This is a genomic window from Xanthomonas sp. NCPPB 2922 (genome assembly GCF_041520885.1).
GTDB classification, from domain to species: Bacteria; Pseudomonadota; Gammaproteobacteria; order Xanthomonadales; family Xanthomonadaceae; genus Xanthomonas; species Xanthomonas campestris.
The window spans coordinates 154,229-176,147 of the sequence record NZ_JBGOFY010000009.1 but is presented as its reverse complement, the minus strand read 5'-3'; the positions used below and the strand labels follow the sequence as shown (position 1 = coordinate 176,147).

At 63.4% G+C, this 21,919-nt stretch carries 15 protein-coding genes and 1 pseudogene; 8 read left to right on the top strand and 8 right to left on the bottom strand.

Going from position 1 to position 21,919, the window contains the following annotated elements; all coding sequences use genetic code 11:
- Positions 1-132: pseudogene (locus ACD584_RS12425) on the top strand (IS5 family transposase); the annotation flags it as partial.
- Between the two features lie 90 nt (positions 133-222).
- Here ACD584_RS12425 and ACD584_RS12420 read toward each other — a convergent pair.
- Positions 223-609 carry a hypothetical protein gene (locus ACD584_RS12420; RefSeq protein ID WP_228438023.1) on the bottom strand — a complete coding sequence of 129 codons (387 nt, stop codon included), beginning with the start codon at positions 607-609 and terminating at the stop codon, positions 223-225.
- Positions 610-1,586: 977 nt separating this feature from the next.
- On the opposite strand from ACD584_RS12420, the gene ACD584_RS12415 reads away from it, so the two are divergent.
- From ACD584_RS12415 to ACD584_RS12405, 3 genes are all read left to right on the top strand, one after another.
- Positions 1,587-2,531 carry a glycoside hydrolase family 3 N-terminal domain-containing protein gene (locus ACD584_RS12415; protein ID WP_040941605.1) on the top strand — a complete coding sequence of 315 codons (945 nt, stop codon included), beginning with the start codon at positions 1,587-1,589 and terminating at the stop codon, positions 2,529-2,531.
- 269 nt (positions 2,532-2,800) lie between these two features.
- Entirely contained in the window at positions 2,801-4,729 is a 1,929-nt protein-coding gene (locus ACD584_RS12410; protein WP_076036142.1) for an alpha-L-fucosidase, read from the top strand.
- A 166-nt stretch (positions 4,730-4,895) separates the two neighbouring features.
- On the top strand, positions 4,896-5,237 hold the full coding sequence (locus tag ACD584_RS12405) for a hypothetical protein (RefSeq protein ID WP_162277290.1): 342 nt from the start codon (positions 4,896-4,898) through the stop codon (positions 5,235-5,237).
- 306 nt (positions 5,238-5,543) lie between these two features.
- On the opposite strand, the gene ACD584_RS12400 is transcribed toward ACD584_RS12405, so the two are convergent.
- From ACD584_RS12400 to ACD584_RS12370, 7 genes are all read right to left on the bottom strand, one after another.
- On the bottom strand, positions 5,544-5,870 hold the full coding sequence (locus ACD584_RS12400; RefSeq protein WP_012438874.1) for a hypothetical protein: 327 nt from the start codon (positions 5,868-5,870) through the stop codon (positions 5,544-5,546).
- A 580-nt stretch (positions 5,871-6,450) separates the two neighbouring features.
- Positions 6,451-6,861, bottom strand: coding sequence for a hypothetical protein (locus tag ACD584_RS12395; RefSeq protein ID WP_076036141.1), 411 nt, complete (start codon positions 6,859-6,861; stop codon positions 6,451-6,453).
- Between the two features lie 66 nt (positions 6,862-6,927).
- Positions 6,928-7,473: a hypothetical protein gene (locus ACD584_RS12390; protein WP_057672976.1), complete on the bottom strand. Its 546-nt coding sequence runs from the start codon at positions 7,471-7,473 to the stop codon at positions 6,928-6,930.
- Between the two features lie 1,284 nt (positions 7,474-8,757).
- Positions 8,758-11,325, bottom strand: a complete 2,568-nt coding sequence (gene galA / locus ACD584_RS12385; protein ID WP_076036140.1) for a beta-galactosidase GalA — start codon at positions 11,323-11,325, stop codon at positions 8,758-8,760.
- Positions 11,322-12,530 carry an arabinogalactan endo-1,4-beta-galactosidase gene (locus ACD584_RS12380; RefSeq protein WP_070692534.1) on the bottom strand — a complete coding sequence of 403 codons (1,209 nt, stop codon included), beginning with the start codon at positions 12,528-12,530 and terminating at the stop codon, positions 11,322-11,324. The genes galA and ACD584_RS12380 overlap by 4 nt, the downstream gene beginning before the upstream one ends.
- Before the next feature lie 161 nt (positions 12,531-12,691).
- Positions 12,692-15,376, bottom strand: a complete 2,685-nt coding sequence (locus ACD584_RS12375) for a TonB-dependent receptor (protein WP_076036139.1) — start codon at positions 15,374-15,376, stop codon at positions 12,692-12,694.
- Positions 15,377-15,735: 359 nt separating this feature from the next.
- Positions 15,736-17,118 carry a short-chain fatty acyl-CoA regulator family protein gene (locus tag ACD584_RS12370; RefSeq protein WP_011036453.1) on the bottom strand — a complete coding sequence of 461 codons (1,383 nt, stop codon included), beginning with the start codon at positions 17,116-17,118 and terminating at the stop codon, positions 15,736-15,738.
- Between the two features lie 125 nt (positions 17,119-17,243).
- On the opposite strand from ACD584_RS12370, the gene ACD584_RS12365 reads away from it, so the two are divergent.
- From ACD584_RS12365 to ACD584_RS12350, 4 genes are read left to right on the top strand one after another with little or no spacing between them, the layout of a single operon-like run.
- Positions 17,244-18,749: a CoA-acylating methylmalonate-semialdehyde dehydrogenase gene (locus tag ACD584_RS12365; RefSeq protein WP_076036138.1), complete on the top strand. Its 1,506-nt coding sequence runs from the start codon at positions 17,244-17,246 to the stop codon at positions 18,747-18,749.
- Positions 18,750-18,764: 15 nt separating this feature from the next.
- Complete coding sequence (locus ACD584_RS12360; protein WP_011036455.1) at positions 18,765-19,946, top strand: acyl-CoA dehydrogenase family protein; 1,182 nt, start codon at positions 18,765-18,767, stop codon at positions 19,944-19,946.
- Positions 19,943-20,740 carry an enoyl-CoA hydratase gene (locus ACD584_RS12355; protein WP_011036456.1) on the top strand — a complete coding sequence of 266 codons (798 nt, stop codon included), beginning with the start codon at positions 19,943-19,945 and terminating at the stop codon, positions 20,738-20,740. The genes ACD584_RS12360 and ACD584_RS12355 overlap by 4 nt, the downstream gene beginning before the upstream one ends.
- On the top strand, positions 20,725-21,912 hold the full coding sequence (locus ACD584_RS12350; protein ID WP_372357290.1) for an enoyl-CoA hydratase/isomerase family protein: 1,188 nt from the start codon (positions 20,725-20,727) through the stop codon (positions 21,910-21,912). The genes ACD584_RS12355 and ACD584_RS12350 overlap by 16 nt, the downstream gene beginning before the upstream one ends.
- The last annotated feature ends 7 nt before the right edge of the window (positions 21,913-21,919 follow it).

The window sequence follows — 21,919 nt, the reverse complement described above, 5'->3', positions numbered from 1 at the left end:
TTCGGTTACACCAAGGTCCGCTATCACGGCCTGGCCAAGAACACCGCGCAGGTGCTGACCTTGTTTGCGCTGTCAAACCTTTGGATGAAGCGAAAGCAGTTACTGCCTGCCATGGGGAGCGTGCGCCTGTAACCCGGGGAATTCCCAAGGAAAGCTCCAGAAATTGCGAAAAATCCGAAGATCCAAACGCGACTCTCCAGAGCGATGCGACATCCCGCACTCTCAGGCCTCATTGTTCAGACCTTCCTTAGCTTGCTGTTCGTCGACGGATAATGCATCCCACTGTTCGAGACTGAGATTGTGGAAACCTCGTGCGGCCGCGTCGGGATTGCGGCTCTCGCGGCTGGCTCGCAGCGTATGCAGCGCCATCTGCAGCGTGCCGGAGACGGCCTGCATGGCGACCACCGCTTCGGGCGGCAGCTGGCGAAGGGCGGCAAACAATCCTTCGCCCAGCAACTCGCGTGCGAACGTGGTCGGCCCCACGGAAGTGGCCTGGTGCACCAGGTGCCCCAGCATCGCACCCAGGTATTGCTTGTCGAAACTGATCGGCAGTGCACCGCGCGCCGCGGCCTTCACCGCATTGGCGATCGGACCAAGCACGGTGTGCACGCCACGCGCTGCGCCGGTTCCGATCGATGCAGCCAGCGCACCCAGACGCTCGGCGCGTGTGGGTGCGGCGGTTGCTGTGGTGACTGCCGGGGTGTGCGCTGGCGGATTCGGGTGGTGCAGGTTGTTCGTGGCGAATGGACGACAGATCTGATGAGGCGAAGGAGTCTTCGGCATCGAAGAAGTGCTCGCTGGTACTCTCGTTGCCATGCAGCATCGACGCACCCGAGGCATGCAGCAGCGGGCTCTCACCGGCGTGCTGGTTTCTCTCATCAGCGCTGCCAGATCCGTGGTCGCTTTTCGCGTTGCTGCGTCGTCCAGAAGGCCTGCGAGCCAGGCCCGACAGCGCCGGGTCCGCTGCAGGTGTCGGCGTCTCGTTGCGCTGTTGTAACGGCGGCATTTCGATCACGACGTCTGCGTGTGTCGATCGCGTTGGCTGGGAAGCATTGGCTGAAGGGATCTTCGTCACGGCATGTCCTCGCTGTGGGGTGGAGTGGCGGCGGCGTGCTGCCGCCTGGGCTAGCTGGGTTGCTGACGTGCGGCGTTGACAGCCGGCACACCATTCGACGGCCGCATGCGGTGCCAGCCTCGATTGCAGCGCCGGGGTCGCTGGTGGTCGGATGACGCGTCGATCGACGCGTCACCGCGGCCGACGTGCGGCATGCAGACACGGTCTGGCGCACGTGCCGTCATCCACGGTCCGGCAAATACAGTGCGAACTTCTCGGCGTGCAATCGAAGTGCTCAGGCGTGCCCTGGCATTCACGGCCACCTTGCGTGGCATACGTCATCGTCGTCAGTGATTCGAAAATGACATCAAGCCGGAGATCCGGGGCGCTTCAATTGCGAAATGATCATTCCGCAACGGAATCTGTCATTTCGTGTGCGGATGAAGTATGTGTGCCGTGTGGCATGCCTTCGCCTGGCCGAATACATTTGCGTATGCGGAAGGATTAGAACTTCCGCCAATCAGGTTCGCACATGGGCGCAGTGCGGCTGCACGTCAATAATGCAGCGCTGCAAAGCCGGTTACGGATTCCGATGCTGTTCGCTGCCGATGTGGTCCATGGCGACACCACTGTGTTCCCTGTGCCGCTAGGTGAAGCGGCTAGCTTCGAGCAAGAGCTGGCGCGGCGCATGGCGCGTGCAGCGGCGAGGGAGGCCAGTGCAGTGGGTCTCGACTGGACCTTTGCGCCCATGGTGGATATCGCCCGCGATGCACGCCGGTGGCGTGGCGTGGAAGCCGCTGGCGAAGACGTGCAGCTGGCGCGGCTGTTTTCGCAGCCGCGGGTGCACGGCTTCCAGGGTGGTGCCGGGCTCGCCCATCCCGAAGCAATGGCCGCCTGCCACGAACACTTCGCTGCCCATGGCGCGGCCGAGGGTGGGCTGGATTACAACCGCGTGGATGTATCCGAACGCACGCTGCGCGAAGTGTATTTCCCGCGGTTCCAGGCCGCTTTTGCCGCGGGCGCGGTGACGACCATGGCTGCATTCAACGAACTATCGGGCATTCCGGCCACAGCCAATGCATGGCTGCTGGATGGGCTGTTGCGCCAGGAATGGGGCTATCCCGGCTTGGTCGTATCCGACTTCAAGGCCGACCAGGAATTGATTGCGCACGGCGTGGCGGCCGATGAGCGTGATGCGGCAAGGTTGGCGTTCCTGGCCGGGGTGGATATCAGTATGGAAAGTGGCTTGTATTTGCGCCACCTGCCTGCATTGGTTGCCGCAGGTGAGGTGCCGATGGCAGGGCTGGATGCCGCAGTAAGACGCATGCTGGCATTCAAGGCGGCGTTGGGGCTGTTCGACGACCCATTCCGGCGTATCCGGCCGGCACGGGCGCAGTCATCTCAGCGCAGCAGGGAAACGTTGGCACTGGCGCGAGAGGCCGCATGCAAATCGGTGGTGTTGCTAAGGAAGCTCTGAACAACCTGCCAGGATCCTCTGCGCCGGAACCGGGGCCGATCCGGACGCCGCCTGCGATGCCGTGCGCGGGCCGATAAGGCATCGTTTGGCCGGGCAATCAGACGTCAAGCCACGAACGTTCGCTGCTTGCTTCGCACGCTCTCAACGCCAGCCGCACAGGGGTTTGCGCGCGCGCGGTGCCTTGCGCAACCGTCCTGTTGCTCCGGGGTTAGGACTCTTTCGGCTTTGGAAAAGCTAAGATTGAAGCCTGTGCAAAGCCGGAAGCGCTCATGATCGATCGTCGTACCTTTCTTGCCACGGGGGTGGTTGCCGCTACCGCCAGCTTCAGTGCATCGGCGGCTCGGATCGTGCAGACGCCGCGTGCCAACGGGCCGGCGCCGTGGGGTGCGCTGCCCAGCAAGCGACAACTGCGCTGGCATCGGTGGGAGCAATACGCCTTCGTGCATTTTGCGATGAACACCTTCACCGACAAGGAATGGGGCTACGGCGACGAGGATCCGCGCAAATTCGATCCCAGCGATTTTTTACCCGATCAAATCGTTGCTGCTGCCAAGGCTGGCAATCTGAAAGGGCTTATTTTCACGGCCAAGCACCACGATGGGTTCTGTCTTTGGCCGACGCGCTTGACCGAGCATTGCATCCGGAACTCGCCCTACAAGAGCGGCAAGGGTGACATCGTCGGCGAAATGGCAGCGGCGTGTCGACGCGCCGGCCTGGCGTTCGGCATCTACCTCTCGCCCTGGGATCGCAATCACGCCGAATATGGTCGCCCCGGCTATCTCGACTATTTCCGCAAGCAGATCGTCGAGCTCTGCACAGGCTATGGCGACCTGTTCGAGTTCTGGTTTGACGGCGCCAATGGCGGCGACGGCTACTACGGTGGAGCGCGCGAATCGCGCAAGATCGATGCGCCCGCGTACTACAACTGGCCACGGATGATCGAGCTGGTGCATCAACATCAGCCGATGGCCTGTACCTTCGACCCGCTCGGCGCCGATATCCGCTGGGGCGGCAACGAGGATGGTATTGCCGGGGATCCATCCTGGCCGACCATGCCCAATGCGCCGTATACCCAGGAAAACGGTAATTCCGGCGTGCGCGGCGCGGCGCTGTGGTGGCCGGCCGAAACCAACACCTCGATCCGCCCGGGCTGGTTCTACCATGCCGATGAAGACGGCAAGGTGCGTAGCCCGGAGAATCTGGTGCGCTATTTCGACACATCCGTCGCGCGCGGCACGAACATGAACCTCAATCTTCCGCCCGACCGACGCGGCCGCATCCCCGACCACGACGTGGCGGTGCTGAAGAGTTTCGGCGACGCGATCCGCGCCAGCTTCGCCATCGATCTGGCCAGGGGTGCCAAGGCCAGTGCCAGCGCATCGCGTGGCCCTGGGTTCGAGCCGGCGCGCGTCCTCGACCGCCAGCCGGACAGCTACTGGTCCGCTCCGGACGATGTCACCACGCCGACGCTGACGCTGGAGCTGTCGGCGCTGCACAGTTTCGACCTGATCCGGCTGCGCGAATATCTGCCGCTGGGCGTGCGCGTCACCCGCTTTGCGGTCGAAGCCGAGGTCGATGGGCAATGGCGTCGGCTGGCCGAAGCGCAGTGCATCGGTGCCCAGCGCATCGTGCGGCTGGATCGCCCGGTCGCCGCGCGCCGGGTGCGCCTGGTGGTGCTTGAGGCGCCGGTGTGCCCGGCAATCAGCGAATTCGCGCTGTTCCGCGCCGTTGCGCCAGTGCCGGTCGCGCGGCCCACGGAAAACGCGCCAGACGTGCTGTCCAGCGCTGGCTGGCGCATCGTCGCGGCGAGCGCGCCAGGGGCGGACACGTTGCTCGACGACGATGCCGGCACGATCTGGATCACGCCCGCGCCCACGCCGGGCCATCCCGCGCAAGCGACCATCGACCTCGGTGCGCTGCGTCAGGTTGCCGGTTTCAGCCTCACCCCCTCGCGCACGGTGATGAACGGTGTGGCGCCACCGAAGGGCTATCGTGCCGAAACCAGCGAAGATGGGCAGCGCTGGCAGCTGGCCGGCGCCGGTGAGCTGTCCAATATCGCCTATGCGCTCTCGACCCAGCGCCTGAATTTTCCCGAGGTCCGCCAGATTCGCTACCTGCGGCTGTCGTTCGCGGAAACGGCGGTGCCCGCCGACCGGTTGGCGATCGCGGGTATCGGCGCGTTCTCGCGCTTGCGATGAGCGCTTGTGCGCCCGCGCGGCCATGCGCCGTGCGGGGGCGCGCCGTTGCCGTGAGGTCGTTTCGCGGGCTTGAGATGCATCAGGCGAAGCGATGGAGAGAGAAACCGCGTCTTCGCATCACGTGGTGAACTGACTCTTGAACCGTGCCTGCACACCGCCGTTCCGGATGACGCGCTATGGTGTGCGGCGCATGACGCAAACGACGTGGTTGGGTATGGAACAGAAACAGCACGAGTGGATGCAGGCGGTGACCGAGGCGCTCAGCGATCTGCTGGCCGCACGCGTGGCACAGGCCACGTTGCTGGAAGCGATGCTGGTCTCGCATCCGGATCCGGGCATGCTCAGAAAGGCGTGGGATGAGCTGTCGTCCCAGCGCATCGCCTACGTTGCGCAGAAGAAAGCGCTGGCGGACGACCCGCGCCCGATGGATGCCTACACGCTGGAGCAATTCCAGGCATGGGAAGAAAAACTCAACCGCTATTTTCCGCGCGACGTTGATACGCCTTAGGTCGGCACTCCAGGCGTCGCACTATGTCGGGATCCACAAGCGAAGCCGCGCTTGGAGCGGGCAGTGCAGCTTGCGTAACCGTTACCGTGGCTCCGGACATAATCTGAATTAAGCACTCGCCGTGCAGGTGTTATTACGCTCGCTAGCACCGTCAACCGCTAAATGCTCCGGCCTGCGCCCGTCATAAGCACTGCCTGCGTGTTATTGGTCACGGCCTCTCCTGACATTCGTGCCTACTCAACAGAGCAGGCACGAATGCGGTCGTGACTTTGTGTAAACGAGCTGGTTGCTGCTTAATATGCCCCCTCAGATCGGGATATATTCGCAACCGACGTAACGAAATTCAGGAAGATAGCCGTCCCTGTAGTACGGCGCACCAGTGTATTCGCACCGAAAGTTGGCGCCACCCATCCATTTCTTTGTGTAGCCAGCCTCGCAACCACCATTCTGGAACCATGCGGAATTGGCTCCTGTGACATGTTCGCGGCCCCAACGTTCGCCGACCAGGATCGCAGGAGCGTATTTCGAGTTCGCTTTCGGAGGGCAGGAGTTCTCGTCGGCTTTTTCATTGCATTCTGTCCAGCTATAATTGTAATTCCCCGCTAGGGATAATCCGGGAATCTTGATCGGCAAATCCCAGCTCCCGCCTATTTCGAAGCCGTCGGTTCGGCATGCGCCGCGCGTTGTGGACTTCGTGGAGGTGGGGCAATGTGCTTCGTCCCCGTAACATACCGAAAGATCGGCGGCATCTTCGTAGAAGGACTTTTGAGTTTTTCCTAACTATCCTCCGAAGGTGGTGAACATGTGTTTTTCCGGCGATGCCTGGGCGGTTCCCACCATGGTCAACACCAAGAGAGCGGGGTAGAGATACTTATTCAACTTTTTAATCACGATTGTCTCCGTGCGGTTGTTTGATTTTAGAGGTGAATTTTATTTCTGGATGACTCGACCCAGTGGGGGTTAAGTGTTGCCAGGTATCAATAATTTTCAGGTGCGCAACCAGTAGTGGTGCATTTTTATTGTTCGTGTGTGTGGCTTATTTTCAAGCGTTACGTGCATTGCTGCGCTATCAATTGATCAGGTTGGTTCAGATCAATGTGATTTGAAAAAATCAACGGGTGAATTTTGGTATTTGAAATTATTTATCGCATGACTCGCAGCACAGATGGCTAGGTAATGCGGGTGTGTGGTGGCTGGAGTTGGACGCGTGCTCTCAGCTGTGACCCTGTAGCAGAGATTCCAGAACTTCCCGTTCTTGAGGCGCCGCAGAGGGGCGTGCGACTGCGGTCAGCAGGGTCGACCTTAGCGGGGGAGTGAGCTCAACTTCGCCGCTTGCGATCGCATTGAGCGTCTGTCTCACCAGCGGTTCGGTTGCACCGCCTCTCAGGTAGTTGACTGCGGCATCTGCTGCGGCATCGGGGGCGGAGAGTCGGTAAACCTTCTGCGCAGCCAGTGCTTTCACCATGTCGTCGCCGTTTCCGGTCGCAACCGAGTTCAGCTGGGAAAGTGCATTGCTTCTGAGCGACATTGCATCCTTGGATGTGTCTTCTTCGATCGTGCCAATAAAGTTCAAGGCAGCGACCGATGTAGGTACGTCGCTCGCGTGGCTATTGAGAGTGGACATCGCTTCAGATAGTGCCTCCCTGGAAGCTGTACCAGGAAAGTTTGCATACGTTTTATACATTGCGGTTTAGAGGCTGGAGTCCTTGCTTTTCCAGATGCGATTCGCTTCGTCTACCATCATCTTTATGCCGGACTCGCTGCGAACGATCATGTTCTGAACAATTTCCCGGTTCGCAGCGTCTTTCGCGGGTATTCTCGCGTAATAGTCAGCCACGGCCTTTCGCGCCTCCGGGCTGGAATCGATTGTGCTGAGTAAGCGGGACATGAAGATGTCTCGTTCTGCCAGGGACATGGCATGGCCTGAATCCCAACGATCAAAAAAATCCTGTAGGCGTTGCTGGACCTCGCCCGCCTCGAAGGGCTTGCCAGTTTCAGAATTTGTGAGGTCGTTGAATTCAACCCGATTCATCTTCGCATGCTGCGCATGCGTTGCATGGCCAACTTCGACGGGACGGGGCGTTTGGGTGATACGGCTTGCGTCAACAGTTTTGTGGCTGCCTGATTGAACTGCAAGATGCATCAGTGAGTACGCCCCAATGACCGCCACGACTCCTGCGATGATGAATGGCGTGGCGGACTTTCTGGGGTGGGCCAATCTAGTATTTTCAGTCATTGATTTTCCTAGGGCGGATAATTCGCTGGATATTTAATGATTTTTGAAAATTAAAGCGACGAACATTGCCGTTTGCATGCGTGTCAGGCGCATCCATTGAGGGGGCGCAAATGCATCCCCGACGTGGGACTGTGTGGCTAGATCCCCTTTAATTTGTAAGGCATGACTCCGCTAGTGCGGTTCAGAGACTTCGCATAGTTTGGATCGAGTTGGTAATGGCTTATCCAAATCAGGTTCGAACTGTTGTTGCCTGCGATTAACGTACATGTTCAAGCAACGTTATCTGTGTCAGCTCTTGCCACGAATCACCACGCGGTGCGATAAAGTCGGTTACTATCTTTACGTAAACTGTCGCATGCAGAAATCAGTTAACCATTGCGACTAAAAGGCGTTCGTTGATCTCAAAAGATAACCAGATCTTTGCGGGGGAAAGTGACCTCGAATTGCGAAGATGGTTTGATTTAAGCGATGCATTATGTGATGGCCTATGCTGGTTTTTTTTGACGCTCATGACGAATCCAGGTGTGTCTTATGAGGCTGTGGAATAGCGGAGGCTCATCCGGCGTTGACAGAGTGGCGCGTCAAGCGATTTGCAGCAGTCAAGAAAATAAATTTGTATCGTGTCGCTTTCGGCCAAGGGATATCGCCTTTCTGCCCGATATTTGCGCCGCTAAGTTCAGTGCCGCCGCGCACCGGGATGCACACGTATTGACGATCGCAGCGCCCCGCTCTCGGAATGGCCTTGTGAGTTGGCTCGTTTGGCGGCAATACGCACGAGGCTGGAGAACGCCATGTGCGTTGATGTCCAGACCGAGAAACGTGACCTTGTGCAAAATCGGCGCGTGAGGACAAGCGGTCATCTGCTCGATTGGTTGTCGGAGCGAAGACATGTGCAAGAACGGCCCAGTACTGCTTTGCCACTGAGGTTGTCTCTCGGCAAGCGCGTCCGTCAGCGTTATTGCTTCCCGGCTTGCCGTTGGGCAGGAAGTGCTGCCAGCAGTGAGCGATGATCGTTAGTGTCGCTGGAGAAGATCGCAGGCGACTCAAGCCACAACGATTCACGCGGCGCAGTCAGGCGCGGTTTCCGGGATGTCAGGCCGGATACATCAACGTCCGACATCACTTCGACGGAAGTCCATTCGGTTTGCAGTACGGCCGGACACAAACCGTTGAACGCCCTGTGCTGCCGTATCTTGTCGTCTCCGGGGTGCCCGGAGTCGCCACAGCCCGCGCCGATCAGACACGCGGGCTGTGCAGGGGCGAACTGCGCCTGGTGGTCGACGTTCAGTCGACCGACGGCCGCAAGGCCGACGTGGCAGCCTGCAGATGCAGCGCTGCCGAGGTCAGGCCTGGCGCGGTGGCCTGCAGCAGGATCTGGCCGCTGCTGCGCGTGCTTTGCAGCAACGCCATACACAAGCCGTTAAATGCCTTGCGCTGCGGCGCCTTGTCGTCTTCGTGGCTGCTGGGGTCGCCGTTGCCCACGCCGATCAGACGTGCAGGTCCACGCAGGACGAGGTGCACCAGGTGGTCGGCATTCGGTACAAGCCGGCCTTGCGCATCGACGATCTCCACTTTCACCACCGCCACATCTTCGGCATCGGCGCGCAGTGCGCTGCGATCGCAACTCAGGCGGATCGCTGCCGGCTTGCCGACGGTTTCACGGCGTTCGGTGAGCACCAGTTTGCCGCCGCGATAGCCGCGCGCTTCGATCACGCCCGGTGCGTATGCCACGCGCCATTCGACATGGCCGTAGGCAGGCACCTGCTGCAGGCCCTGGCTGACGCCGTTGACCAGTAGTTCCACCGCTTCGAGATTGCTGTGACACCAGACCTCGACGCGGCCTTTGTCATCGGGCTGCAGCAGACCGTCCCAGTTCCAGTGCGGGAACAGATGCAGCACCGGTTCGCTGGTCCACTGCGCGCGGTAGTACCAGTAGTTGTCCTTGGGAAAGCCGCAACTATCCAATACGCCGAATTGCGAGCCGACATTCGGCCAGCGGTTGTAGGGTGTGGGTTCGCCGCGGTAATCGAAACCGGTCCAGATAAAGCCGCCGGCGATGTACGGGCGTTGCGCGACGTAGCTCCACCAGGCTTCGGCAGTGCTGGCCCACCACGGGTGGTCGGTGTCGTAGGCGCGGGTGTAGCCGCGGGTATCGTCGCGCTGGTAGTTGCCGCGCACCGAGACGGTGCTGCCGGTTTCGCTGCCGTAGATCGGAATGTTGGGGTATTGCGCGTGGAAGCCGTCCATCTGGCTGGTGCGGTAGTTGAAGCCGACCACATCGACCACTTGACCGACGCCATCGCCAAAGCCCTTGTCCATGGCGAACGTCGTAGGACGGGTGGGATCGAGCTGGCGCACGCGTTGCTGCATGCAGCTCACGATCCGTACGCCGCGCTCGGTGACCTGCTGCGGCTCTTCGTTGCCGAGCGACCACAGGATCACGCTCGGGTGATTGCGCCCGCGCCGCACCATCGTCTCCAGTTCGCCCATTGCTTCAGGGTCGGTGGACATGCGGCGGGTTTCTTCGATCACGAACATGCCCAGGCGGTCGCACAGCGCGAGCAGTTCGGGGGTGGCCGGATTGTGCGAGCTGCGATATGCGTTGCAGCCCATCGACTTGAGCTGGCGCAGGCGCCATGCGTGCAAGGCATCGGGAATGGCCGTGCCAACGCCGGCATGGTCCTGGTGATTATTGGTGCCGTGCAATTTCAACGGCTCGCCATTCAATAGAAAGCCGCGTTGCGCATCGAAAGCGATGCTGCGCACGCCGAACGGTGTTGCAAGCGCATCGACCGCAACCCCTGCGCTGTGCACGCTGGTGGTGAGGGTGTAGAGCTGCGGGGCATCGATCGACCACAGCGCGGCCTGCCCGAGCGGCACGGTCTGTTCGACGACCTGTACCTGACCGGGCGCAACCGTGACCGCTGCGCTAGCCGCTTGCGCCACGATGCGTCCATCCGGTGCGGTGATGCGGGCCTGCACCGCGCATTGACGTGACGCGGTGCCGTCGTTGCGCACTTCGGTGGAAAGCTGCGCGGTGGCGTTGTCGCCTTGCAGGCTGCTGCGCACAAACACGCCATGCTGCGGCACATGCAGCGGGTCGGTCTTCTGCAGCCACGGATGCCGGTAGATGCCGGCGCCTTCGTAGAACCAGCCTTCGCCGAGCGTGGCATCCACACGCACCGCGATGAGGTTGGGTTTGCCGTAGTCGAGCACTTCGCTGAGGTCGACCTCGAAGCCGCAATAGCCGCTGGCATTGCGCCCGACGATGTGGCCGTTGCAAAACACCACGCAATCGCGGAACACGCCGTCGAACACCAGGCAGATGCGCTTGCCCAGATCGCTGGCCGGAATCTGCAGCGTGCGCCGATACCAACCCACGCTGTTTTCCGGAAAGCTCGTGCCCAGCGCCTTGTAGCCGTGTGCGGCTGCCGGGTCTTCTTCGGTCATCGAGGCGGAGATCGGCTCCGGGCGGAACGGCAGGGTCACGGCCCAGTCGTGCGGCAGGTCCACCTGTTGCCAGCTGCTGTCGTCGAAGGCCAGTTGCGCGGCGGTGGCGGTGTCCTTGCCAGCCTTGGCGAAGGTGCGCTGGAAGGTGCCGAACTCGAAGTCGCGCGATGGGTCGCTGGCATGGCCGGGATGGAACCGCCAACCGAAGTCGAACAGCAGCCGTTCGCGTGGTGCCAGGCTTGCGTCGCCGAGCGGAGCGAGCGGCGTTGCATCTTTCGCCACGGCTGGCGCTGCATCCGCACTGCCGGGCAACAGCGCACCGGCTGCACCGACCGGGAGTGCGGCACGCACGCCACTTGCCAACATACCGCGCAGTAACTCGCGGCGATTGATGCCGGTCATGGCTGCGCCCTCTTGGTGTCGGCAGCGTCGCCTCGCGTGTCGATAGCAGGCTTGCCTGCCTCGGGCTGATGCGATGCAGGCACGCCGGTGTACGGATGGCGCATGAAGTTGATCGCTGGCAGCACTTCGTTGTTGTGCTGGAAATCGAAGAAGCTGGCGTTCTCCCACGACGAGCCGGTGCCCCAGCGCGTCTTGCAGCTGCTGCTGGTCCATGCCGGCTCCCAGTACACCACGCCGGCGCCGCCGGTATCGATCACCAGCTGGGTGAGATCCACCATGTAGCGCGCCTGGCCTTGCGGCGTGGCGGGGTAACCGGCAATCAGCGAGTCTTCGCCGAGCAGGTTGTGCGAGGTGTCGCCTGATGCCAGCGTCCACGGGTAGGCGGTTTCCACCACCACCACGTCGGCATCAAAGCGGCCGCGCAAGCGCTTGATGGTCTTGCCCAGCTCGGCCATCGACTGGGTGGACCACTTGCGGTAGTAGCTGATGCCGATCAAATCGAAGTCAGTGACGCCGGCCTTGGCGGCGGCGGCGAACCACGGCTCTACATTTTCCGGCTGGGCGATATGCAGCATCACCCGCGGTTTGATGGTCGAACGTGCGCTGATGTCGCGCACCGCCTTGATGCCCGCATTGAACAGCTTGGCGTTGCGTTGCCAGTCGATGGGGCGTTTCTTGTCCCAGGGGATGCTGTCCATCAGATCGGAATTGCTTTCGTTGCCCACCTGCACCAGCTCGGGCATCAGCCCGGCGCGATCGAGTGCGCTCAGCGTGTCGTAGGTAAACCCGTAGAGCGTGCGCGCCAGCTCGTCGGTGTCGGTGATGCTGGCCCAGGCCTTGGGAATCAGCTGTTTTTCGCCATCGGCCCAATCATCGGAGTAGTGCAGGTCCAGCAGCACTTGCATGCCCTGCGCGCGCGCGCGGCGGATGGTCTTCTTGACGTCGGACAGGTCGCTGTATTTGGTCCAGCGTGCGTCATTCCACAGCCGCACACGCACCAGGTTGGCGCCATGTGTATGGAAGAGTTCGAACGGGTCTTTCACCACCCCGTTCTCGCGGTACTGCACGCCGCATTCCTCCATCTCGTTGACGTAGGACAGGTCCGCGCCCAGATACAGCGTTTTCGGGGCGGGTGCGGCGTAAGCGGCGGTGGACAGTGCCAGCGCGAGCAGCGCCGGCGCCCAGAGGCGGTGAGTGGAGCGCATGCAATTCCTCGGCAGATCGAAAACATGAAGCGGCCGACAGCATGCCGCAGGTCATCGCGCCTGGGCGCGGCCGGTCACGCGAAGTGGAATGCACGTGCGTACATTCACTGCGGTTGCGGCTGCGTGCCTATGCGACTGCGCAGCCAGGCTGTCGGTGGTGCTCAGAACTTGTAGGTGGCTTCCAGCGCGTAGCGGCGGCCGAACACCTGGTAGCCGCCGTCGTCCTGGTTGGCCAGACGGTTGGGCTTGTTGTCGGTGTAGGCGCGCAGCGGTTCGTTGGTGAGGTTGCCGGCCTGGAAGCGGAAGCCCAGCTGCTTGCTGTACTGCCAGTTCAAGCTTAAGTCCACCGTGCCTTCGCTCTGCAGACGCGCAAGCCGCGCCGCATTCCAGCCGTACACCACCGTGTAGGGGCTGTGGTACTTGTAGCCCACGCGCGCTTCGAAGGTGCCGTTGCTGTACCACAGGTCCAAAGTGCCGGTCTTGCGCGCCAGGCCGCTCAGCGGCAACGGATTGTCTGCCGGCGAGAATTCCTTGAGGTTGGAATCCACCAGCGAGAAGTTGGAGTAGACGCCGAAGTTTTCCATGTGCGGGATGAAGTAGAACGGCGTCTGCAAGGTGAGCTCCACGCCGTTGATATGCCCGCCGCCGCCATTGAACGGCGCGCTGACCAGGTAATCGAGGCCGTTGATCACTTCGCGGTCGGTGCGGTAGCCGATGCTGGAGTCCACTTCCTTGCGATACACGGCCAGCGCGGCCAGCGCTTCCTTGTGGAAGTACCACTCATACGACACATCGACCTGGGTGGCCTTGAACGGGTCCAGCTGCGGGTTGCCGCCGCTGCCGGTGAGCTGGCCGACGGTCACGGTGGGGTCGTCCAGGCGGCGGCCGGTGCGCAATTCGTCCAGCGGCGGGCGCGCGATGACCTTGGCCACCGCAAAGCGCAGGATGCGCTGGTCGTCGATCAGGAAGTTGAGCGTGGCGCTGGGCAGGACGTCGGTGTATTCCTTGCTGTCGCTGCTGGCCTGCACGGTGGTGCCAACCGAATCGAAGCCGTCGCTGGTGGTCTTGGTGTTGACCAGGCGCACGCCGATGTTGCCGGTGACATCGGTGCCGAACAGTTGCGAGCTGAAGACCGCCTTGGCGAAGGCTTCGCGCACGTCTTCCTTGACGTTCCAGTGGTCGAGCAGTTGTTCGTCGAGCGTGGCCGGATCAAACCCGCCGAAGCCGACATCGGCAATGGCATCCATGTTGCCGCCGGTGAGCGTGGGCACGTTCAAGTCCGGCATGGTCACCGGGTAGATCAGGTTCTGGTACGCCGAAATCGGCTGGTCGTAGCCGGATTGGTTGCTGATGAAGCGGCGGTTCTGTTTTTCGCGGCGCGCGGCGCGCACGCCGAATTCCACCGAGGTGAACGCGGCCATGTCGATCTGGCGGCCGGCGTCGAGCGCCAGCGCGGCGATCTTGTCGCGCAATGCCTGCGGCTCGGTCTGGCCGGCGATGCCGTATTCGGGCGTGTCCGAACTGGTGCGGATGGTGGGCGTGACGCTGCGGCGGAAATCGAACGACACCGTGTCTGGGTTGCTGCCGAAGCGCACCGCCTGCCAGGTGTTGTCGCGCTTGGCCTGCGAGAACGACAGGTCGCTGGCCAGTGTCCACACATCGCCGTTCCACTTGGCGTTCAAGCCGCCTGCAGTGAGTGTCTTGACCTCGTTGTAGTGGCTGACCACATGGTCGACCTGCAGGTTCGAGTTGGCCAGCGTGCCGGCCACCACGTCGCCATCGACGATGGTGTAGGACGAGCCGGGTGTGGTGTACGGGTTGGCGCCGGTCGAGAACGTGCTGAAGGCCAGGCCGTTGAACCAGTTCTGCAGCTGGTCCTCGTCGATTTCGATGCGCGAATACAGCCCGTCGAACTTCATCTCGAAGTTGCCCGAGCGCCATTGCACCGTGCCCATCGCGCCGGTGCGGGTCTGTTCGGTCAGCTTGAGCTGGTCGGCGGCGCCGAACGGGGTGGGGTCCACGGTGCCATCGCCATCCACATCGCGCGAGGTGGTGGCGTCGGTATAGCCCCAGCTGCCGATCGACGAGTTGGAGTTCTTCTGCTTCTGGTAGGTGGCGCCAAACGCCACGGCCAGGTTGTCGTTGAACTTGTGCACCAGGCTGGCGCCGAAGCGGTTACCCCATGGGCTGTAGCCGTCCACGTCCTTGGCATGGTCGTAGAACACCGGGCCGGCGGTGCCGACAAAGCCTGCGCCGGTATAGTCCAGCGGGCTGATGGTGGAGATGTCCACGGTGGCTGCCAGACCGCCGGCCACCAGGTCTGCCGAATGCGTCTTGTACACCTTGACCGTGGAGACGATCTCGGTGGGGAACACTTCCCAGCGCACGGCACGATTGGGTTCGGACGAGGCGATTTCGCGCCCGTTGACAGTGCCCATGGTCATGCGCGGGCCCAGGCCACGCACGGTGGCCAGGCTCTCGTTGCCGCGGTCGCGGGTGCCGTTGACGCCGGGCAGGCGCACCAGCGCCTCGGCGACGGTGACATTGGGCATCTGGCCCATGTTGTCGGCGGAGATCACCTCCATCACATGGTCGGACATCTGCTTGGCTTGCACGGCCTGGTTGAGGCTGGCGCGCTGTCCGATCACGGTGATGTTGTCCAGCGTGACCGGCGCCTGGGCGGTGGTCGTGCCAGTGGCCGGCGGCTGCGCGGGCGGCGCGCTGTCCTGGGCCTGGGCACTGAAGGCGGTGGCGAGCACGCAGGCGATGGTGGTGCACAGCACTGCACGGGCAGGCAGCGGGCGCGCGTGCCGGCTGACCGGGCGGGCGGAGTGGTGAACAGGCATCTTTTGATCCCTCCCAGGACAAAACGGCCGAATCGAAATGAGGCCGGCCACGGTGTGGCCGGGTGGCGCGAAACGCGCGGCTAGCGTGTTTCTACGCGGAATGATGGTGTTGCGAATGCGCTAGTGGTGCACCTGCGGTATGCGTGCCGCGTCATCGCATGACCCGATGGCGCGCCCCCTGTACTGCATGTGTCCGCTTCAGGGTAGAAGCGCATGACATTCCATTCCAATGAAGCATTTTGCGGGAGCTATCTCGCGTTGGAATGCTGCAGTGCAGCGCTAGCGCCCGCTTGCGTCACGCTGGCGCAGTGCGCCGCATCGCATCCGTATGAGGTAGTCGCGCCGCACACGTCGGCGGACTAACGCGTGCCCGGCAGCCGTGGCAGCGCCGGGAATGCGCGCTGCACACAGTCGCTGCGTTCGCAGGTCAGGCAGCCCGGGCCGATCCGTACTGCATCGTCCACTGCGCCCAGATCCCAGCCACGTGCGTAGACCAGTTGATCGGCATGGCGCAGGTCGCAGCCCATCGCCAGCGCGAAGGTCTTGCGTGGCCGCCCATAGCCGGGCGGCCCGCTGGTCACCTGCCGGGCCAGCCAGAAATAGCGACGGCCATCGGGCATACGTGCGATCTGGGTGAGGATGCGGTCGGGCTGGTTGAAGGCTTCGTAGACGATCCACAACGGGCAGGCGCCGCCGACGTGCGAAAAATGGAAGTCGGTGGCGGAGTGGCGCTTGGACACATTGCCGGCACGGTCCACGCGCATGAAAAAGATCGGCAGGCCTGCCGCACCGCGCCGCTGCAAGGTGCTCAGGCGATGACAGACCGCCTCGAAGCCGACGCCGAAGCGGTCGGCCAGCCACTCGATGTCGTAGCGCGATGCCTGCGCGCTGTGCAGGAACGGCGTGTACGGCATCACCAGCGCGCCGGCGAAATAGTTCGACAAGCCGATCCGCGACAACGCAATGCGTTCGGCATCCTCAAACCCGGCATCGGCGATGCGCGCATCGAGTAGCGGCCCACATTCCAGCAAGGCCAATTGCGCCGCCATCTGGAACGCTTGCTGGCCAGGGCGCAGATGGGCGGGCAGCCACAGCACGCGCGCCTGCACATCCACGCTGCGTTTGTCGCTGTGCAGGTCAGGTGCTTCCTGCACAAGCAGCCCGTGGCGGTCGGCCAGGCGCTGGCGCAGACGCAGACGCAGGTTTTCCGGGGTCAGCCCAAGTTCGGTGTAGAGCGCCTCGGCGCGTTCGTCGAGCTCGGGCAGGTAGTTGTGCGCGCGGTTGAAGTAGTCGCGCACCTGCTCGCCCGGCGACAGCGACGGCAACGCGGCGTGTTCGGCGCCCACCTGCACTTCCAGCGCGGCAGTGCGCTCTTGCAGATGCGTATGCGCGCGCTGCAGGTCCAGCAGCGCCTGTGCCACCTGCGGCAGGTTGCCGGTGAGCATGCGCAGTTCCGCCGCCGACAGGCCATGCCCGAGCGCACGTAACGCCTCATCCAGCGGCTCGACCAGTGCCGCCGGGTCGTCCGCGCTCAGCAGGCCGTCCAGGTCGCCCAGCGCGGTTTTGAGGCGTTGCTGGATCGCCAGCGTCAGCGGGCGCTGGTTGCGTTCGATCTGGTTGAGATAGCTCGGCGACAGGCCGAGCCGACGTGCCAGTTCGGCCTGGGTCAGCCCGTGCCGCTGGCGCAGGCGCTGCAGACGCAGGCCGAGCTGATGGCGGAGGAGGGCGCTGGACTGGGGCATTCGCAAGCTTCGCAAAAGACTGCCCGCAGCTTAGCGCGATTAAGCAGTTCAAGACTGGGAAGGCGCTGGCTGGATGCGAACAATGCGAAGCAGCTGATCAGCCCCCTTTGTAAGCGAGCCCTGCAATGAGCGAATCCGTCCCACGCGTTTCCCTGTTGATCGATGGCGCCCTGGTCGCCTCCGCCACCACGCACTGGCAGGACGTCGTCAACCCGGCCGACCAGACTGTGCTGGCCCAGGTGCCCTTTGCCACGCCGGCCGAGGTGGACGCGGCCGTGGCCGCCGCGCAGCAGGCCTTCGTGGGCTGGCGCAAGACGCCGATCGCAACCCGCGCGCGCATCTTTCTCAAATATCAGCAGCTGATCCGCGAACACATGCCCGAGCTGGCCGCCATCCTCAGCGCCGAGCAGGGCAAGACCCTGGCCGATGCCGAAGGCGATGTGTTCCGCGGCCTGGAAGTGGTGGAACACGCCGCGGCGATCGGCAACCTGCAGTTGGGCGAGCTGGCCAACAACGTCGCCAATGGCGTGGACACCTACACCTTGCTACAGCCGCTGGGCGTGTGCGCCGGCATCACCCCGTTCAACTTCCCGGCCATGATTCCGCTGTGGATGTTTCCGATGGCCATCGCCACCGGCAATACCTTCGTGCTCAAGCCCTCCGAGCAAGACCCGATGGTGACCATGCGCCTGGTTGAGCTAGCGCTGGAAGCAGGCATCCCCAAGGGCGTGCTCAACGTGGTGCACGGCGGCGAAGAAGTGGTCAACGCGCTGTGCGACCACCCCGACATCAAGGCGCTGTCGTTCGTGGGCTCCACCAAGGTGGGCACGCATGTGTATCGGCGTGCCTCGCTGGCCGGCAAGCGCGTGCAATGCATGATGGGCGCCAAGAATCACGCGGTGGTGCTGCCGGACGCCAATCAGGAGCAGACCCTCAATGCGATGGTCGGTGCGGCCTTCGGTGCGGCCGGCCAGCGCTGCATGGCCGCCTCCACGCTGGTGCTGGTGGGCGAGGCACGGCAGTGGATTCCGGCGCTGGTGGCCAAGGCCAGGGGCTTGAAACTCGGCGCCGGCAGCACGCCGGGCACCGATGTGGGGCCGCTGATTTCCTGCGCGGCGCGTGAGCGCGTCGAGGGCCTGATTGCCTCGGGCGTCGAGCAAGGCGCCACCCTGGAACTGGATGGTCGCACGCCGCAGGTGCCTGGCCTGGAGCACGGCAATTTCGTCGGCCCCACCATTTTTTCCGGCGTCACACCGGGCATGCGCATCTACGACGAAGAAATCTTCGGGCCGGTGCTGGTGATCCTGGAGGCGGCCACGCTGGAGGAGGCCATCGCACTGGTCAATGCCAATCCCAATGGCAACGGCACCGCGCTGTTTACGCAGTCCGGTGCGGCCGCGCGGCGCTTCCAGGAAGACATCGACGTGGGCCAGGTCGGCATCAACGTGCCAATCCCGGTGCCGGTGCCGCTGTTCTCCTTCACCGGCTCGCGTGCTTCCAAGCTCGGCGACCTGGGGCCGTACGGCAAGCAGGTGGTGATGTTCTACACGCAGACCAAGACCATTACCGCGCGCTGGTTCGACGACGAGACGCTGGGGCATGGCGTCAACACCACCATTTCCCTCAAATAAGCCTAGCCCACAGCCATGAACGCAGCGATCCAACTGCCCACCGACCCGGTGGATTTGAACGACGAACAGCAGGCCTTCCGTGCCGCCGCGCGCGACTTCGCCGACAAGGAACTGGCCCCGCACGCCGCGCGCTGGGACGCGGAAAGCCACTTCCCGCGCGAGGCCATCGGCAAGGCGGCCGAGCTCGGCTTTTGCGGCCTTTACACCGACGAAGGCGTTGGCGGCCTGGGCATGCGGCGCCTGGACGCGGCCATCGTGTTCGAGGAGCTGGCCACGGTCGATCCGTCCACTTCGGCCTTCATCACCATCCACAACATGGCCACCTGGTTGATTGCCAGCTACGGCAATGACGGTGTGCGTGCGCAGTGGGGTGAGGCGATGACCAGCGGCGCCAAGCTGGGCTCGTACTGCCTGACCGAGCCGGGGAGTGGCTCGGATGCTGCCTCGTTGAAGACCCGCGCCCAGCGCGACGGCGACGACTACGTGCTCAACGGCAGCAAGGCCTTCATTTCCGGCGCGGGCGCCACCGATGTGCTGGTGGTGATGGCACGCACCGGTGAAGACGGCGCACGCGGTATCAGTGCGTTCGTGGTGGCGGCCGATGCGCCGGGCATCAGCTACGGCCGCAAGGAAGAAAAGATGGGCTGGAACAGCCAGCCCACGCGTGGCATCACCTTCACCGATGTGCGCATTCCCGCCGGCAACCTGCTCGGCAAGGAAGGCGAGGGGTTCAAGATGGCGATGAAGGCGCTGGACGGTGGCCGGATCAATATCGCCGCCTGCTCGCTGGGCGCCGCGCAAGGCGCACTGGATGCGGCGCGCCGCTACATGGGCGAGCGCCGGCAGTTCGGCAAAAAGTTGGCCGATTTCCAGGCGCTGCAATTCAAGCTGGCCGACATGGCCACGCAACTGGTGGCCGCACGCCAGATGGTGCACACCGCCGCGCGCAAGCTCGACGCCGGCAGCCACGACGCAACGGTGTGGTGCGCCATGGCCAAGCGCTTCGCCACCGACGCCGGCTTTGCGATCTGCGACGAGGCGCTGCAGATCCACGGCGGCTATGGCTATATCCGCGAATACCCGATCGAGCGCCTGCTGCGCGACAGCCGCGTGCATCGCATCCTGGAAGGCACCAACGAGGTGATGCGCATGATCATCGCGCGCCACCTGCTCAACAGCGAGGAGCAGTTGCGATGAGCGACTGGGAAGGACGCGCGCATACCGGTTTGCAGCTCGAGCGCGATGGCCACGTCGCCATCGTGACGTTGAGCAACCCGCCAGCCAATACCTGGACCGTGCACAGCCTGGCCGCCTTGCGCGACCTGGTGCTGACGCTGGATGCCGACCGCAGCATCTATGCCTTGGTGATCACCGGCGCCGGCGACAAGTTCTTCAGTGCCGGCGCTGACCTCAAGCAGTTTGCCGAGGGCGACAAGGCGCTGGCACGCGAGGCAGCGCGCCGCTTCGGCGAGGCCTTCGAAGCCCTGAGCGCATTCCGCGGCGTGTCGGTCGCGGCGATCAATGGCTACGCCATGGGCGGCGGCCTGGAATGCGCACTGGCCTGCGACCTGCGCATTGCCGAACAACAGGCGCACCTGGCATTGCCGGAAGCCAGCGTCGGCCTGCTGCCGTGCGCCGGTGGGACGCAAAACCTGGCGCGGCTGGTAGGCGAGGGCTGGGCCAAGCGCATGATCCTGCTGGGCGAACGCATCGATGCCGCCACCGCGCAGCGCATCGGCCTGGTGGAAGAGGTGGTCGGCCCCGGCGAAGCACGCGCGCACGCCATCGCCTGGGCGCAACGCGCCGGCAAGCAAAGCCCGCAGAGCGTGGCGGCGTGCAAGCGCCTGGTGCAAGCCACACGCCATGGCACGCACGCGGCCGCCTTGGTGGCAGAGCGCGAAGCTTTTGTGGACCTGTTCGAACATCCCGACCAGCGCGAAGGTGTGGCCGCGTTCCTGGAAAAACGCGCGCCGCAGTGGAGCGATCACTGATGGTGGAAACACACGCCTCCGATCATTCACCGGTGCTGTTCGAGCAACGTGCCTGCGCCGATGGTCACTCCATCGGCATCGCCACCTTGAACGCGCCCAAGACCCTCAACGGTCTGTCGTTGGAGATGACGCGGTTGCTGGACGCGCAACTACGTGCCTGGGCCGATGATGCGCAGATTGCCTGCGTGGTCTTGCGTGGCGCCGGTGAAAAGGCGTTCTGCGCCGGTGGCGATCTGCATGGGCTGTACCAGAGCATGCGCGCGCATGCGGAGGCGGTGCCCGAGATCGCGCAGCGCGCTGCGCAGCCACAGGCCAACGCGCATGCCGCGGCGTTTTTCGAGGAGGAATACCGTCTCGACCATCGCATCCACAGCTTTCCCAAGCCGGTGTTGTGCTGGGGGCACGGCATTGTGATGGGCGGCGGCATCGGCTTGATGTCGGGTGCCAGCCATCGCGTGGTCACCGAGCGCTCGCGGCTGGCAATGCCGGAGATCAGCGTGGGATTGTTTCCGGACGTGGGCGGCAGCTGGTTGCTGCGCCGCGTGCCCCACGGCAGCGGTCTGTTTCTCGCGCTCAGCGGCGCACCGCTCAACGCCAGCGACGCCATCTACGCCGGACTGGCCGACGTGCGCCTGGAACATGCGCAATATGATGCGGTGCTGGATGCGCTGAGCGCGCATGCCTGGACCGGTGATGCCGCTCACGATCGCGCGCAGCTGGGCGCTTTCCTGCAGGGTCTGGCGCAGCCAGTGGAACCTGGCCCCCTGCAACTGCACGCTGCGCTGATCGCGACCATCGTCTCGGCCGGCACGCTGCAGCAGGTTGCCGACGCGCTACTGGCACTGCAAAGCGAAGACGCCTGGCTGCAGGCCGCGCGCGCCACCTTTGCCGCTGGCGCGCCGGGTTCTGCACGGCTGGCGTGGGAGCTGCAGCGCCATCCCGGCACCACCACGCTGGCGGACGCGTTTCGCACCGAATACATGGTGGCGTTGCACGCGGCTGCGCATGGCGATTTCGCCGAAGGCATCCGTGCGTTGTTGATCGACAAGGATCGCCAGCCCGCATGGCAACCGCCAACGCTGGAACAGGCCGATGCAGCCTGGGCAGCCACCTTCTTCACTGCGCCGTGGCCGGCAGGGCAACACCCGCTGGCCGACCTTGGCGCGCGTTAATCCGGAG